Genomic DNA, 14862 nt, shown 5'->3' with positions numbered 1-14862 from the left:
GAGTATCGCATATGTGGGCCGTTTGTTCGCCTGCTCTTTATCTATAGGCAAAAACTCTTTCAATGAATCTGCTCAAATCGTTGGCCGCTGTCAGCTCTATCACTATGATTTCCCGGGTTCTGGGGTTTGTGCGTGACACGCTGCTGGCACGTATTTTTGGCGCCAGCATGGCCACGGATGCCTTCTTTATTGCCTTTAAACTGCCCAACCTGCTGCGGCGGATCTTCGCCGAGGGGGCTTTTTCCCAGGCATTCGTGCCGATTCTGGCGGAGTACAAGGCCCAGCAAGGCGAGGAGGCGACCCGCACCTTCATTGCCTATGTTTCGGGTTTGCTGACGTTGGTGCTGACGCTGGTGACGATCGCCGGGATGCTCGCCGCGCCCTGGGTGATCTGGGCCACGGCCCCCGGTTTTGCCAATACACCGGAAAAATTCGCCCTGACCACTGATCTGTTGCGGGTGACCTTTCCTTATATATTGCTGATTTCCCTGTCGTCCCTGGCCGGGGCGATCCTCAATACCTGGAACCGTTTCTCGGTGCCGGCCTTCGTGCCGACCCTGCTTAACGTCAGCATGATTATTTTTGCGCTGTTCCTGACACCGTATTTCGATCCGCCTGTGATGGCCCTCGGCTGGGCGGTCCTGGCTGGTGGCCTGGCACAACTGCTGTACCAGCTGCCGCACCTGAAGAAAATCGGCATGCTCGTGCTGCCGCGTTTGAATCTCAAGGACACCGGTGTCTGGCGGGTGATGCGCAACATGCTGCCGGCCATCCTCGGGGTTTCCGTCAGCCAGATTTCCCTGATCATCAACACCGCCTTCGCCTCGCTGCTGGTCTCGGGTTCGGTGTCGTGGATGTACTACGCCGACCGTCTGATGGAATTGCCGTCCGGCGTGCTCGGCGTGGCACTCGGCACCATCCTGCTGCCAACGCTGTCGCGCACCTATGCCAGCAAAGACCGCCACGAATATTCGCGGATTCTCGACTGGGGCCTGCGCCTGTGCTTCGTGCTGGTGCTGCCGTGTGCCGTGGCCCTGGGGTTGCTCGCCGAGCCACTGACGGTCGCGCTGTTCCAGTACGGCCAGTTCACTGCGTTTGACGCCTCGATGACCCAGCGTGCGCTGATCGCCTATTCCGTTGGGCTGCTGGGCATTATCGTGATCAAGGTGCTGGCTCCCGGCTTTTATGCTCAACAAAACATCCGTACCCCGGTAAAGATCGCGATCTTCACCCTGGTGGTTACCCAGCTGCTCAACCTGGCGTTCATCGGTCCGCTGAAGCATGCCGGGCTGGCGCTGGCGATCAGTGTGGGGGCCTGCATCAACGCCGGGCTGCTGTTTTATCAGCTGCGTAAACAGAAAATGTTCCAGCCTCAGGCGGGCTGGGGCTTGTTTGCGCTCAAGTTGGTGGTGGCGGTGGGGACGATGGCCGCGGTACTGCTGGGCCTGATGCACTTCATGCCGGCCTGGGAGCAGGGCCATATGCTCGAGCGCTTCATGCGCCTGGGAGCGTTGGTGGCGGCTGGTGTGCTGGTGTACTTCGGCATGTTGCTGCTGATGGGCTTCCGCTTGCGGGATTTCAATCGCAAGTCGCTGAGCTAGAGACTTTTCGTCGATAAGACGGTTGTTTTATCGATTCGCGCAAATGGCCTGCGCTGTTGCCTGTCGTCCGGGGCCGGGTGTGGTTATAATCGACCACTTTATGAGCAAGAAGCGCGTTATGCAGCTGGTTCGAGGTCTCCACAACCTGCGCCCCCAGCATCGGGGCTGCGTCGCCACTATTGGCAACTTTGACGGTGTTCACCGTGGCCACCAGGCTATCCTGGCCCGCCTGCGTGAGCGTGCGGTTGAGTTGGGCGTGCCCAGCTGCGTGGTGATTTTTGAACCACAGCCGCGAGAATTCTTTACCCCGCAGACGGCGCCGGCGCGTCTGGCCCGCCTGCGGGACAAGCTGCAACTGCTGGCTGAAGAAGGTGTGGACCGCGTCCTCTGCCTGGCTTTCAACCAGCGCTTGCGCAGCCTCAGCGCCGCCGAGTTCGTCGACCGTATCCTGGTGGACGGCCTCGGCGTGCAGCACCTGGAGGTCGGTGACGACTTCCGTTTCGGTTGCGACCGGGTAGGGGATTTCGATTTCCTGCAACAGGCCGGCGTCACCCAGGGTTTTACCGTCGAAGCCGCGCAAACCGTCGAACTGGACGGCCTGCGCGTGAGCAGTACCCAGGTGCGTAACGCCCTGGCCGCTGCCGACTTCGCCTTGGCCGAGCGTTTGCTCGGTCGCCCGTTCCGGATTGCCGGGCGGGTGCTGCACGGCCAGAAGCTGGCGCGCCAACTGGGCACGCCAACCGCCAACGTGCAGCTCAAGCGCCGTCGTGTGCCACTGACCGGGGTTTACCTGGTGAGTGTCGACATCGACGGCCAATCGTGGCCCGGAGTCGCCAACATAGGCGTCAGGCCCACGGTTGCAGGTGATGGCAAAGCCCACCTGGAAGTTCACCTTTTGGATTTTGCCGGTGATTTGTATGACCGGCGTTTGACGGTGGCTTTCCACCAAAAGCTGCGTGAAGAGCAGCGTTTCGCCTCCCTGGAGGCGTTGAAAACGGCGATCAATGCGGATGTCGCCGCCGCCCGTGCACTAGCCGCACCTAGCGCCCATCGCTAATGAAGAGCCTTAAATGACCGACTATAAAGCCACGCTAAACCTTCCGGACACCGCCTTCCCAATGAAGGCCGGCCTGCCACAGCGCGAACCGCAGATCCTGCAGCGCTGGGACAGTATTGGCCTGTACGGAAAGTTGCGCGAGATTGGCAAGGATCGTCCGAAATTCGTCCTGCACGACGGCCCTCCTTATGCCAACGGCACGATTCATATCGGTCATGCGCTGAACAAGATTCTCAAGGACATGATCGTTCGCTCGAAAACCCTGTCGGGTTTCGACGCGCCTTATGTCCCGGGCTGGGACTGTCACGGCCTGCCGATCGAACACAAGGTCGAAGTGACCTACGGCAAGAACCTGGGCGCGGATAAAACCCGCGAACTGTGCCGTGCCTACGCCACCGAGCAGATCGAAGGGCAGAAGTCCGAATTCATCCGCCTGGGGGTGTTGGGCGACTGGGCCAACCCGTACAAGACCATGAACTTCAAGAACGAGGCCGGTGAAATCCGCGCCTTGGCCGAAATCGTCAAGGGCGGTTTCGTGTTCAAGGGCCTCAAGCCCGTGAACTGGTGCTTCGATTGCGGCTCGGCCCTGGCTGAAGCCGAAGTCGAGTACGAAGACAAAAAGTCCTCGACCATCGACGTGGCCTTCCCGATCGCCGACGAAGCCAAACTGGCGCAAGCCTTCGGTCTGGCGAGCCTGGCCAAGCCAGCCTCTATTGTGATCTGGACCACCACCCCGTGGACCATCCCGGCCAACCAGGCGCTGAACGTGCACCCGGAATTCACCTACGCCCTGGTGGACGTCGGTGACAAACTGCTGGTGCTGGCTGAAGAGCTGGTGGAGGCGTGCCTGGCCCGCTACAACCTGCAAGGCTCGGTGATCGCGACCACTACCGGGTCCGCGCTGGAGCTGATCAACTTCCGTCACCCGTTCTACGACCGTCTGTCGCCAATCTACCTGGCCGAGTACGTCGAACTGGGCGCCGGCACCGGCGTGGTTCACTGCTCGCCTGCCTATGGCGTAGACGACTTTGTGATCTGCAAGCAGTACGGCCTGGTCAACGACGACATCATCAATCCCGTGCAAAGCAACGGCGTGTACGTGCCGTCCCTGGAATTCTTCGGCGGCCAGTTCATCTTCAAGGCCAACCCGGCGATCGTCGACAAGCTGGCTGAAGTCGGTGCGCTGCTGCACACCGAAACCATCACCCACAGCTACATGCACTGCTGGCGTCACAAGACCCCGCTGATCTACCGCGCCACTGCGCAGTGGTTTATCGGCATGGACAAAGAGCCGACCAGCGGCGAAACCCTGCGCAAGCGTGCGATCAAGGCGATCGAAGACACCAAGTTCGTTCCGGCCTGGGGTCAGGCGCGCCTGCACTCGATGATCGCCAACCGTCCGGACTGGTGCATCTCCCGCCAGCGTAACTGGGGCGTGCCGATCCCGTTCTTCCTGAACAAGGAAAGCGGCGAGCTGCATCCACGTACCGTCGAGCTGATGGAAGTGGTGGCCCAGCGTGTTGAACAAGAGGGCATCGAAGCCTGGTTCAAACTGGACGCCGCCGAGCTGTTGGGCGACGAAGCGCCGCTGTACGACAAGATCAGCGACACCCTCGACGTCTGGTTCGACTCGGGTACCACCCACTGGCACGTACTGCGCGGCTCGCACCCGATGGGCCACGAGACCGGCCCGCGTGCCGACCTGTACCTGGAAGGTTCGGACCAACACCGTGGCTGGTTCCACTCCTCGTTGCTGACCGGTTGCGCGATCGACGATCACGCCCCGTACCGCGAGCTGCTGACCCACGGTTTCACCGTCGACGAGAACGGTCGCAAGATGTCCAAGTCCCTGGGCAACGTGATCGCGCCGCAAAAGGTCAACGACACCCTGGGCGCCGACATCATGCGCCTGTGGGTTGCCTCTACCGATTATTCGGGCGAGATGGCCGTTTCCGAGCAGATCCTGCAGCGCAGCGCCGATGCCTACCGCCGGATCCGTAATACCGCACGCTTCATGCTGTCGAACCTGACCGGTTTCAACCCGGCCACCGACATCCTGCCGGCCGAGGAAATGCTCGCCCTGGACCGTTGGGCCGTGGACCGTACCCTGTTGCTGCAGCGCGAGCTGCAAGAGCACTACGGCGAATACCGCTTCTGGAACGTCTACTCGAAGATCCACAACTTCTGCGTGCAGGAGCTGGGTGGTTTCTACCTCGACATCATCAAGGACCGCCAGTACACCACCGGAGCCAACAGCAAGGCCCGCCGTTCGGCGCAGACCGCGCTGTACCACATCTCTGAAGCGCTGGTGCGCTGGATCGCCCCGATCCTGGCATTCACCGCCGACGAACTGTGGGAATACCTGCCGGGCGAGCGGAACGAGTCCGTGATGCTCAACACCTGGTACGAAGGCCTGACCGAATTGCCGGCCGACTTCGAGCTGGGCCGCGAGTACTGGGAAGGCGTAATGGCCGTCAAGGTTGCCGTGAACAAGGAGCTGGAAGTGCAGCGCGCGGCGAAGGCCGTTGGCGGCAACCTGCAGGCCGAAGTCACGCTGTTTGCCGAAGAAGGCCTGACTGCCGACCTGGCCAAGCTGAGCAACGAACTGCGCTTCGTCCTGATCACCTCGACCGCCAGCCTGGCGCCGTTTGCCCAGGCGCCTGCAGACGCAGTCGCGACCGAAGTCCCGGGTCTCAAGCTCAAGGTGGTCAAGTCCTCCTTCGCCAAGTGCGCCCGTTGCTGGCACTGCCGTGAAGATGTCGGCGTGAACCCTGAGCATCCGGAAATCTGCGGTCGCTGTGTCGACAACATCTCTGGCGCTGGCGAGGTTCGTCACTATGCCTGAAGCCAGTCGTTTTGGACGCCTGGGCTTGCTCGTGTTGAGCGTGCTGGTGCTGGTCATTGACCAGCTCAGCAAGGCTCACTTCGAAGGCGCCCTGGAGATGTACCAGCAGATCGTGGTGATTCCCGACTACTTCAGCTGGACCCTGGCCTACAACACCGGCGCTGCGTTCAGCTTCCTGGCTGACAGCTCCGGCTGGCAGCGCTGGTTGTTTGCCCTGATCGCCGTGGTGGTCAGTGCCGTGCTGGTAGTCTGGCTCAAGCGCCTGGGGCGTAACGACACCTGGCTGGCCATTGCGTTGGCGCTGGTGCTGGGTGGCGCATTGGGCAACCTGTACGACCGCATTGCCCTGGGCCATGTGATCGACTTTATTCTGGTGCATTGGCAGAACCGCTGGTACTTCCCGGCGTTCAACTTTGCCGACAGCGCGATCACCGTCGGTGCAATCATGCTGGCGTTGGATATGTTCAAAAGCAAGAAAACCGGAGAGACCGTTCATGACTGAACAGGTATTGGCTGAGCAACGCATTGGCCAGAACACGGAAGTCACCTTGCATTTCGCATTGCGCCTGGAGAATGGCGACACGGTCGACAGCACGTTCGACAAGGCCCCGGCGACCTTCAAGGTCGGCGACGGCAACCTGCTGCCGGGTTTCGAAGCGGCACTGTTCGGTTTCAAGGCCGGCGACAAGCGCAACCTGCAGATCCTGCCGGAAAACGCCTTTGGCCAGCCCAACCCGCAAAACGTGCAGATCATCCCGCGTTCGCAGTTCCAGGACATGGAGCTGTCGGAAGGCTTGCTGGTGATCTTCAACGATGCGGCGAATACCGAGCTGCCGGGTGTGGTGAAAGCCTTTGATGACGCGCAAGTGACCATCGACTTCAACCACCCGTTGGCCGGGAAAACCTTGACCTTTGATGTTGAAATCATCGACGTTAAAGCGCTGTAACTAACGAAATCGGCCTACTGCAGGGGCGAGCTTGTTGGGGCTGCTTCGCAGCCCAGCGGGAGCAAGCGCCCTCGCCACACAAGCTCGATCCTACAGGGCAAGACACGAGGCACAGCATGCAAATCAAACTCGCCAACCCCCGTGGCTTCTGCGCCGGCGTGGACCGGGCGATTGAAATCGTCAACCGCGCCCTGGAAGTTTTCGGGCCGCCGATTTACGTGCGCCATGAAGTCGTCCACAACAAGTTTGTGGTCGAAGACCTGCGCAGCCGCGGGGCCATCTTCGTTGAAGAACTGGACCAGGTGCCGGACGACGTTATCGTCATCTTCAGCGCTCACGGCGTTTCCCAGGCGGTACGCACCGAAGCAGCAGGCCGTGGCCTGAAAGTGTTCGACGCCACCTGCCCGCTGGTGACCAAGGTGCACATCGAGGTCGCGCGCTACAGCCGTGATGGTCGTGAGTGCATCCTGATCGGCCACGCCGGTCACCCGGAAGTCGAGGGCACCATGGGCCAGTACGATGGCAGCAATGGTGGTGCGATCTACCTGGTGGAAGACGAAAAAGACGTCGCTGCATTGCAGGTGCACAACCCTGAAAAGCTGGCTTTCGTTACCCAGACCACCTTGTCCATGGACGACACCAGCCGCGTCATCGATGCCTTGCGCTCGCGCTTCCCGGCCATCGGCGGTCCACGCAAGGATGACATCTGCTACGCCACCCAGAACCGCCAGGATGCGGTCAAGCAATTGGCCGACGAATGCGATGTTGTGCTGGTGGTGGGGAGCCCCAACAGCTCCAACTCCAACCGCCTGCGCGAACTGGCCGAGCGCATGGCCACCCCGGCCTACCTGATCGATGGTGCCGAAGACATGCAGCGCAGCTGGTTCGACGGTGTCGAACGCATTGGCATCACTGCCGGGGCGTCGGCCCCGGAAGTCCTGGTGCGTGGCGTTATTCAGCAACTGCAGGCCTGGGGCGCCACGGGCGCTGATGAACTGGCTGGCCGTGAAGAGAACATCACTTTCTCCATGCCCAAGGAGCTGCGGGTTCGTTCGCTGCTCTGAGGCCCAGAGTGCCGGCATAGCCCCGGCACAAAGCCTGCTCGGTCTTGTTACTGCGCAGGCTGATACGCCCGCTGGCGGCCAGCACTATTTGATACAGGCTCAGTTGCTGGTCCGTCGCACACACGTGGACGGTGCCGGCGCTGAATGCCCCTGCTGACAGCAGCGGTTCACCCAGGCTGCTGAAGCGTATCTGGGTTCTCACCGGCGTATTCCCCACAATCGGTATCTGCCCACTGTCCTGGCGCTCCAGCAGCACCGGGTTTTTGTCGTCCAGATGGCCGCGACCGTTCAGGTCCAGTATCACCCTCCAACCCCGGCTCCAGTCATCGTCCAATGCATGGATAACCACCGTGCGATTGCGTGCGATGGCTTCTGTGCGGGCATAACGCAGTCCGCCGGCAAGGGATTCGGCGGCGCTCTGGCGTCGTTGCGACTCGAGCAGCCCCTTGAGGCTCGGCACTGCCAGATTGGCCAGGATGCCGCTCAGGAACAGGCCGAGTATCAGTTCAATCAGCGAGAAACCTCGTTGTTTCATGGGCCGTCCCTCCGTGGACGCGGTGTGCTTTTTCAGTCGGTGCCGGATGGCAGACATAGTTATAGCGCCCAGTCCGGCGGGTCGAATGGTGGCCATTCTGTCCAAAGTATTTCGCTTTGTTCCGGGGGGCAGCGCCCAGGCAATACCGGCGCTAGTCTTGCGTCGCACAGCAGGTTTGCGCTGCTTTCTGATGACCTTCGACATGGATGGCGATGGTAATGAACGCTTTTCCCGTAACGCCCCACCCGCAACCGACCCAGGCCGGAATGACCCTGATCGAGGTCCTGGTATCTGTGCTGATCCTCGCTGTCGGCCTGCTAGGGGCGGCAGTCATTCAGCTCAATGCATTGAAATACACCGACAGTTCCAGGATGACCAGTCAGGCCAGTTTCATTGCCTACGACATGCTCGACCGGATCCGCGCCAATTCGGGTGCTGATTACTCCTGGGATCAGGGTGAACGCGCGCCCTCCAGTACCTCGGTCGCGAGTGTGCGTGATCTGGACCTGCACGACTTTGAAGCGAATATCGTCGGGTTCGCCGGGGAAAGCGCCAAGGGGTCGGTTGCGGTCAATCAGCGAGAAGTGACCATCAGCATCAGTTGGGACGATTCCCGTGGAGCGAAGGCTCAAGGCACCCGGGAAACATTCACCCTGACCAGCCGGGTTGCAGTCGACCCGAGGGTGTTGCCATGAGAGGTCCAGTGTGCGGTTTCAGCCTGGTGGAGATGCTGCTGGCATTGGCCCTCGGCCTGATGTTGATCCTGGGGGTGACCCAGATTGCACTCAGCTCCCGAACCACTTATGCCAGCCAGAGTGCGGCTTCGCTGTTGCAGGATGATGCACGGTTCGCCCTTGGCAAGCTGATTCAGGAAATACGCCAGGCGGGCATGTTTGGTTGCTTGTCCGCTGCATCAATCAGCAACGCTCCCGCAGGTTTTGATCGTCCCATTGGATGGAGTACCACCGGCAGTTCCCGGTCCCTGACGCTGGTGACCGCCGACGTCGGGGAGGGTGGCAGCAAGCCGGACTGGACGGTGCTTTCCGATTGCACCGGCTCTGCCCACGCCTATGTTGGAAGCCCGCCGGCAGCGACGCCCGGGCAAATCCACTTCCCACTGCGCAAGCTGACCTACACCTTTGAGGGCGGGCAGCTGAAGTTCAGTACGCTGGCGGCCCCGAGCAAAGCGGTGCTGGTGGATAACGTGGGGGCATTCGATATCAGTTTCGGCGTGGCCGAGAAGCCAGGCTCAACGGTTGTCAGCCGATATGACCCCAACCCCGGCGATGAGTCGCTCATCCGCAGCGTGCGGATTCTGCTGACACTTCAGGATCCAAATGGGTTGGTGAAAGACCAGGCCTACAGCGTGGTCGCGGCACTACGTAATCGCCTGGAGTAGCGTGCCCATGGGTTATTACCTCTCCCGTTCGAGGCAGGCAGGCATGGTTTTGCTGATCAGCCTGGTATTCCTGCTGCTGTTGGCACTCCTCGGAGTGTCTTCGATGCAGGGAGCAATCTCGCAAGAAAAAATTACCGGCAGCCTTCGGCAGCGCAACCAGTCGTTTCAGCAGGCTGAAAGCGGCCTCAGGCTTGGCGAGTCTTTGGTGCAGGTGTCAGGTTTCGCCCTGCGCCCTTGCCACTCGATGGCTGCGTGCGCGCCACCTGCCGAATCGGTTTCGGTAGTGGGGCCGGGGACGAATCCCGTATCGACTGTGACCTGGATAGGGATGAAAGATGGCGTCTACGGTATTCAAAACCTGGGGCCGGGAACGGGTTTGGCTCAGCTCCCGGCAGAGGCCCAGGCCACCGTCTATCGCGTGACATCAGTGGGCGTCAGTGGGCACTCACGCTCCGTCCTGGAGTCTGTGTATGCCCGTGTGGGCAGCGGGCCCGGCGAGCGTTTTCGACGAATCATGTGGCGACAACTTCAATAGGTGAGCAGCACGATGGGCAAGGATTGCACAGGCTTCACCCTGATCGAATTACTGATCGCCGTGGCGATCGTCGGACTCCTGGCGGGCGTCGCCTATCCCGGGTATCTCAGCCATATGAAAAAGGTCTATCGCGCGGAAATTGCCGGGTTGCTGAGTGAGCAGGCACAGTACCTTGAGCGTTATTACGCGAGGAACGGCACTTTTATTGATGCGACTGGCGTCATCGCCGGCAATGATCGCTATAGAATCACCCCTGCATTGAACCCTCAGGATTTCGTTCTGCTTGCCACGCCGGCAATTGACTCGGTGATGGCGGGCGATCCCTGTGCCGCCTTCAGCCTGAGCAGTACCGGTGCGCGAAGCAATCCGGGAGCCGCGCCTGATATGACGCGCAAGGCGTGCTGGGGGCAATGATGAGGAAGCTGGACGATTGGGCGCCGGGCGTGCCTTTTTCTTTTTATCGGCTGGATCGAACAATGGCTAAGCAACAGCAAGTAGTGGTTGTGGGTGGTGGGGTAATCGGGTTGTTGACGGCGTTCAACCTGGCGACCCAAGGGCAAGCGGTTGTGTTGCTGGATCGTTCGGCGGTCGGTCAGGAGTCTTCCTGGGCCGGCGGCGGCATTGTCTCCCCGCTCTACCCGTGGCGCTACAGCCCGGCCGTGACGGCCCTGGCGCACTGGTCCCAGGATTTTTACCCGCAACTGGCAGAGCGTCTGTTCGCGGCCACTGGCATTGACCCGGAAGTTCACACCACCGGCCTGTATTGGCTGGACCTGGATGATGAAACCGAGGCGCTTGCCTGGGCAGCCCGCGAAGGGCGCCCGCTGAGCAAGGTGGATGTTTCAGCTGCCCATGACGCTGTGCCGGTGCTGGGTGCCGGGTTTTCCCAGGCGATCTATATGGCGGATGTGGCCAATGTGCGTAATCCGCGGTTGGTCAAATCCCTCAAGGCGGCCTTGTTGGCCCTGCCGGGCGTGACGATTCACGAGCAGTGTGCGGTTGATGGGTTTATTCAGCAGGGCGGCAAGGTTGTTGGGGTGAATACGGCGCTCGGGCCGATCCATGGCGATCAGGTAGTGCTGGCCGCCGGCGCCTGGAGCGGTGAGTTGCTGGGCCGCCTGGGGCTTGAGTTGCCCGTGGAGCCGGTCAAGGGGCAGATGATCTTGTACAAGTGTGCGTCGGACTTCTTGTCGTGCATGGTCCTGGCCAAGGGGCGTTATGCGATTCCCCGGCGGGATGGGCACATTCTGATTGGTAGCACGCTGGAGCACGAGGGGTTCGACAAGACGCCCACCGACTCTGCACTGGAAAGCCTGAAAGCCTCTGCCGTCGAGTTGATTCCGGCCCTGGCCGATGCCGAAGTGGTGGGGCATTGGGCCGGTTTGCGGCCCGGCTCGCCGGAGGGCATTCCGTATATTGGCAAGGTGCCAGGTTTCGACGGGCTGTGGCTCAACTGCGGTCACTACCGCAACGGCCTGGTGCTGGCGCCGGCGTCCTGCCAACTGTTTGCCGATTTGTTGCTGGGACATGAGCCGATCATTGATCCGGCCCCGTATGCGCCGGCAGGCCGAATCAACGCTGGATAGATTTCGGCCCTTGCTCCAGATGCGCCTGGGTGCAATACCATTCCTGGCGCAGGCTCAAGGCTCGATCCTGTGGCAGGTGAAGGCCACAGTGGGCGCAACGAACCATCTGGATCGGGCCCTGTTCGCTGGGCCGCTGCTGTTTGGCGGCCGGACTTTTGAATTTGCGCCAAAACCATACCGCGGCAGCAATAACGGCGATCCAGAACAGTAGACGAACCATGGTGGGCAGCTTCTCGACAAGGAATCCCGCAGTTTAGCCAAGGACGTGATGGGCGCACAGCGCAATTATGCAGCGCAATAAAAAAGGGAGCTCCGAGGAGCTCCCTTTTTGCATCGCGGCGAACAATCAGTCAAAGATACCGAAAGTCATGTAGCTGAACCACGAGCGATCTTCGTTATTGCCCAGGGCTTGAGGCCCTTGCTCTTCGATGATGTCGCCGTTTTCGTCACGCGGCTTGAGGTCCGATGGAATCGAATCCTTGGCGTCCTGGTATTGCTTGATGATGTCCTGGTTGGCGCGGGTTTCGCCCGGCGGCAGCGGTGGACGGGACTCGATCAGGCCCAGGGTGTACTTGCTCAACCACGAGCGGTTGTCGGCTTCGGCAACCTGCGGTACGAACTGGCCGTCCTTCAGGCTTGGGTGGTCCGGGTAGTTGAGCTTCAGGGTTTCCAGGCTGGTGGCCGCCAGGGCGTCCAGGTGCAGGCGCTGGTAAGCCTCGGTCATCACGGCCAGGCCGTCACCCACCGATGGGGTTTCCTGGAAGTTTTCCACTACGTAACGGCCACGGTTGGCGGCAGCGACATACGCCTGGCGGGTCAGGTAGTAGTCGGCTACGTGGATCTCGTAGGAAGCCAGCAGGTTGCGCAGGTAGATCATGCGCTGCTTGGCGTCCGGCGCGTAGCGGCTGTTGGGGTAGCGGCTGGTCAACTGGGCGAACTCGTTGTAGGAGTCGCGGGCAGCGCCCGGGTCACGCTTGGTCATGTCCAGCGGCAGGAAGCGCGCCAGCAGGCCAACGTCCTGGTCAAACGAGGTCAGGCCCTTGAGGTAGTAGGCGTAGTCCACGTTCGCATGCTGCGGGTGCAGGCGGATAAAACGCTCGGCGGCGGACTTGGCAGCTTCCGGCTCGGCGTTCTTGTAGTTGGCGTAGATCAGCTCGAGCTGGGCCTGGTCGGCGTAACGCCCGAACGGATACCGCGACTCCAGTGCCTTCAGTTTTGCCGTGGCGCTGGTGTAGCTGTGGTTGTTCAGGTCGGTCTGAGCTTGTTGGTACAGCTCGACCTCGCTCAGGTTTTCGTCGACGACTTCCTTTGTTGACGAGCAAGCAGCAGTCATGGCGAGGATGGCGATCAGCAGCAGGTGTTTCACTTGCATGGCGGCTTGCGTCCCTATGACGGCCGCTGTCTTGGGCGGGGCCGTCCTGTTATGATGAGCGCCCCTTGGAAAGCCTCGGGGCAAAAGACGCCGTATTTAACCACAAGCGCGCAGCCGAAACCAAAGGCTGTGCCACGCCTAGTCTGAGCATGTCCGATAAAATTGAACTTCGCGCAGAGGTGCCGTCCGAATTGGGCGGCCAACGCCTCGATCAAGTCGCCGCACAATTATTCGCTGAGCACTCGCGCTCGCGCCTTTCCGCCTGGATCAAAGACGGCCGCCTGACTGTGGATGGAGCGGTTATCCGCCCGCGAGACATAGTCCATGGTGGTGCGATTCTTGAGCTGACTGCCGAGCAGGAAGCCCAGGGAGAATGGATCGCCCAGGACATTGAACTGGACATCGTCTATGAAGACGACGACATCCTGGTGATCAACAAACCTGCCGGCCTGGTGGTTCACCCGGCCGCCGGGCACGCTGATGGCACGCTGCTCAATGCCTTGTTGCACCACGTGCCGGACATCATCAATGTCCCGCGCTGCGGCATCGTGCACCGCCTGGACAAGGACACCACCGGCCTCATGGTGGTAGCCAAGACCATTCAGGCGCAGACGCAGCTGGTCACACAACTGCAGAGCCGCAGCGTCAGCCGGATCTACGAATGCATCGTGATCGGCGTGGTAACCGCCGGTGGCAAAATCAATGCCCCGATCGGCCGCCACGGCCAGCAGCGCCAGCGCATGGCGGTGATGGAAGGCGGCAAGCAAGCCGTCAGCCACTACCGCGTGCTTGAGCGTTTCCGCTCCCACACTCACGTGCGGGTAAAGCTGGAAACCGGTCGTACCCACCAGATTCGGGTGCACATGGCGCACATCAACTTCCCGTTGGTCGGAGATCCGGCCTACGGTGGCCGCTTCCGCATTCCGCCGGCGGCCAGTGCAACCATGGTTGATTCGCTGAAAACCTTCCCGCGCCAGGCGCTGCATGCACGCTTCCTGGAGCTGGATCATCCGACGAGCGGTAAACGGATGAGCTGGGAATCGCCACTCCCAGACGATTTTGTCTGGTTGTTGTCGCTGCTCAAGCAGGATCGCGAGGCGTTTATCGGATGAGTGACTGGCTGATTCCTGACTGGCCCGCGCCGGCCGGGGTGAAAGCCTGCGTTACCACCCGTGCGGGCGGCGTCAGCGTGGCGCCGTTCGACAGCCTAAATCTCGGCGATCATGTCGAGGACAGCCTCGAAGCCGTGCTCGAAAATCGCCGTCGTCTCTGCGCTGCCTTCAATATCCAGCCCGCCTGGTTGCGCCAGGTTCACGGTGTGGTTGTCGTCGAGGCGGATCCCGGCCGGACTGCCGAAGCCGATGGCAGTTGGACCAGCACTCCGGGCATCGCCTGCACTTCGATGACGGCTGATTGCCTGCCTGCCTTGTTTTGCAATCGCGCCGGTACCCGCGTCGCGGCAGCCCATGCCGGCTGGCGTGGCCTGGCCGCTGGCGTATTGGAAGCGACCGTTGAAAGCCTGGATACCGAGCCTGCCGACGTACTGGTGTGGCTGGGGCCGGCCATCGGTCCGCAAGCCTTTGAAGTCGGCCCGGAAGTGCGTGAAACCTTTATGCAGCAACTTCCGGAAACGATTGAGGCGTTCGTGCCCAGTCAGAACCCGGGCAAGTTCATGGCCGACATTTATCAGCTGGCCCGCCTGCGGCTTGCCGCCCGCGGCGTCACTGCCGTGTACGGTGGCGGCTTGTGCACCGTGACGGATCCCCGCTTCTATTCCTACCGTCGCAGCCCGCGCACCGGTCGGTTTGCCTCCCTTGTCTGGCTTGAACGCTAGACTCCTTTGACTTGGGTCAATCCTGACGCAAGTCAGCGGTCGCCCGCTTGAATCTTCCAGAATCCACCCCATCTATAAGGGTATCTG

The 14862-nt window shown here is 61.1% G+C and carries 16 protein-coding genes; 13 read left to right on the top strand and 3 right to left on the bottom strand.

The window, feature by feature from the left end; translation table 11 throughout:
* Positions 1-62 precede the first annotated feature (62 nt).
* The 6 genes from murJ (at position 63) to ispH (ending at position 7514) form a co-directional block, all read left to right on the top strand.
* Positions 63-1601 carry a murein biosynthesis integral membrane protein MurJ gene (murJ, locus tag HX805_RS12360; protein WP_003215872.1) on the top strand — a complete coding sequence of 513 codons (1539 nt, stop codon included), beginning with the start codon at positions 63-65 and terminating at the stop codon, positions 1599-1601.
* Between the two features lie 118 nt (positions 1602-1719).
* Entirely contained in the window at positions 1720-2658 is a 939-nt protein-coding gene (gene ribF, locus HX805_RS12355; protein ID WP_003215874.1) for a bifunctional riboflavin kinase/FAD synthetase, read from the top strand.
* Between the two features lie 13 nt (positions 2659-2671).
* Positions 2672-5503, top strand: a complete 2832-nt coding sequence (ileS, locus tag HX805_RS12350; protein ID WP_177116888.1) for an isoleucine--tRNA ligase — start codon at positions 2672-2674, stop codon at positions 5501-5503.
* A complete protein-coding gene (gene lspA, locus HX805_RS12345; protein ID WP_093204931.1) occupies positions 5496-6005 on the top strand; it encodes a signal peptidase II in 510 nt (169 codons plus the stop codon). Before ileS ends, lspA begins: the two co-directional genes overlap by 8 nt.
* Positions 6006-6012: 7 nt before the next feature.
* On the top strand, positions 6013-6450 hold the full coding sequence (gene fkpB / locus HX805_RS12340) for an FKBP-type peptidyl-prolyl cis-trans isomerase (RefSeq protein ID WP_003215879.1): 438 nt from the start codon (positions 6013-6015) through the stop codon (positions 6448-6450).
* A 116-nt stretch (positions 6451-6566) separates the two neighbouring features.
* Entirely contained in the window at positions 6567-7514 is a 948-nt protein-coding gene (gene ispH, locus HX805_RS12335; protein ID WP_003215881.1) for a 4-hydroxy-3-methylbut-2-enyl diphosphate reductase, read from the top strand.
* On the opposite strand, the gene HX805_RS12330 is transcribed toward ispH, so the two are convergent.
* Positions 7468-8049 (bottom strand): GspH/FimT family pseudopilin, encoded by a 582-nt coding sequence (locus HX805_RS12330; RefSeq protein ID WP_008432843.1) that lies wholly within the window; start codon positions 8047-8049, stop codon positions 7468-7470. The genes ispH and HX805_RS12330 overlap by 47 nt on opposite strands.
* Positions 8050-8267: 218 nt before the next feature.
* On the opposite strand from HX805_RS12330, the gene pilV reads away from it, so the two are divergent.
* From pilV to thiO, 5 genes are all read left to right on the top strand, one after another.
* Positions 8268-8744: a type IV pilus modification protein PilV gene (gene pilV, locus HX805_RS12325; protein ID WP_177116887.1), complete on the top strand. Its 477-nt coding sequence runs from the start codon at positions 8268-8270 to the stop codon at positions 8742-8744.
* Positions 8741-9448, top strand: a complete 708-nt coding sequence (locus HX805_RS12320; protein ID WP_134327338.1) for a PilW family protein — start codon at positions 8741-8743, stop codon at positions 9446-9448. Before pilV ends, HX805_RS12320 begins: the two co-directional genes overlap by 4 nt.
* Before the next feature lie 7 nt (positions 9449-9455).
* Entirely contained in the window at positions 9456-9983 is a 528-nt protein-coding gene (locus HX805_RS12315; RefSeq protein WP_177116886.1) for a PilX N-terminal domain-containing pilus assembly protein, read from the top strand.
* 12 nt (positions 9984-9995) lie between these two features.
* Positions 9996-10397, top strand: coding sequence for a type IV pilin protein (locus tag HX805_RS12310; RefSeq protein ID WP_003215892.1), 402 nt, complete (start codon positions 9996-9998; stop codon positions 10395-10397).
* A gap of 62 nt (positions 10398-10459) precedes the next feature.
* Positions 10460-11569 carry a glycine oxidase ThiO gene (gene thiO / locus HX805_RS12305; protein ID WP_003215894.1) on the top strand — a complete coding sequence of 370 codons (1110 nt, stop codon included), beginning with the start codon at positions 10460-10462 and terminating at the stop codon, positions 11567-11569.
* Here the strand turns inward: thiO and HX805_RS12300 are convergent.
* Both HX805_RS12300 and HX805_RS12295 read right to left on the bottom strand, forming a co-directional pair.
* Positions 11556-11789, bottom strand: a complete 234-nt coding sequence (locus tag HX805_RS12300; RefSeq protein ID WP_026078011.1) for a PP0621 family protein — start codon at positions 11787-11789, stop codon at positions 11556-11558. The two genes, thiO and HX805_RS12300, sit on opposite strands and share 14 nt — an antisense overlap.
* Positions 11790-11915: 126 nt before the next feature.
* Positions 11916-12941 (bottom strand): outer membrane protein assembly factor BamD, encoded by a 1026-nt coding sequence (locus tag HX805_RS12295; RefSeq protein WP_177116885.1) that lies wholly within the window; start codon positions 12939-12941, stop codon positions 11916-11918.
* 149 nt (positions 12942-13090) lie between these two features.
* Here HX805_RS12295 and rluD point away from each other — a divergent pair, with 149 nt between their 5' ends.
* Both rluD and pgeF read left to right on the top strand, forming a co-directional pair.
* A complete protein-coding gene (gene rluD / locus HX805_RS12290; protein WP_003215899.1) occupies positions 13091-14053 on the top strand; it encodes a 23S rRNA pseudouridine(1911/1915/1917) synthase RluD in 963 nt (320 codons plus the stop codon).
* The gene (gene pgeF / locus HX805_RS12285) at positions 14050-14775 is read left to right on the top strand and encodes a peptidoglycan editing factor PgeF (RefSeq protein WP_177116884.1); all 726 of its coding nucleotides are present in this window, start codon (positions 14050-14052) and stop codon (positions 14773-14775) included. Before rluD ends, pgeF begins: the two co-directional genes overlap by 4 nt.
* The last annotated feature ends 87 nt before the right edge of the window (positions 14776-14862 follow it).

The organism is Pseudomonas sp. G5001, from assembly GCF_013385475.1.
Classification (GTDB): Bacteria; Pseudomonadota; Gammaproteobacteria; order Pseudomonadales; family Pseudomonadaceae; genus Aquipseudomonas.
The sequence above is the reverse complement of the archived record's forward strand: the minus strand, read 5'-3'. Positions and strand labels throughout refer to the sequence as shown.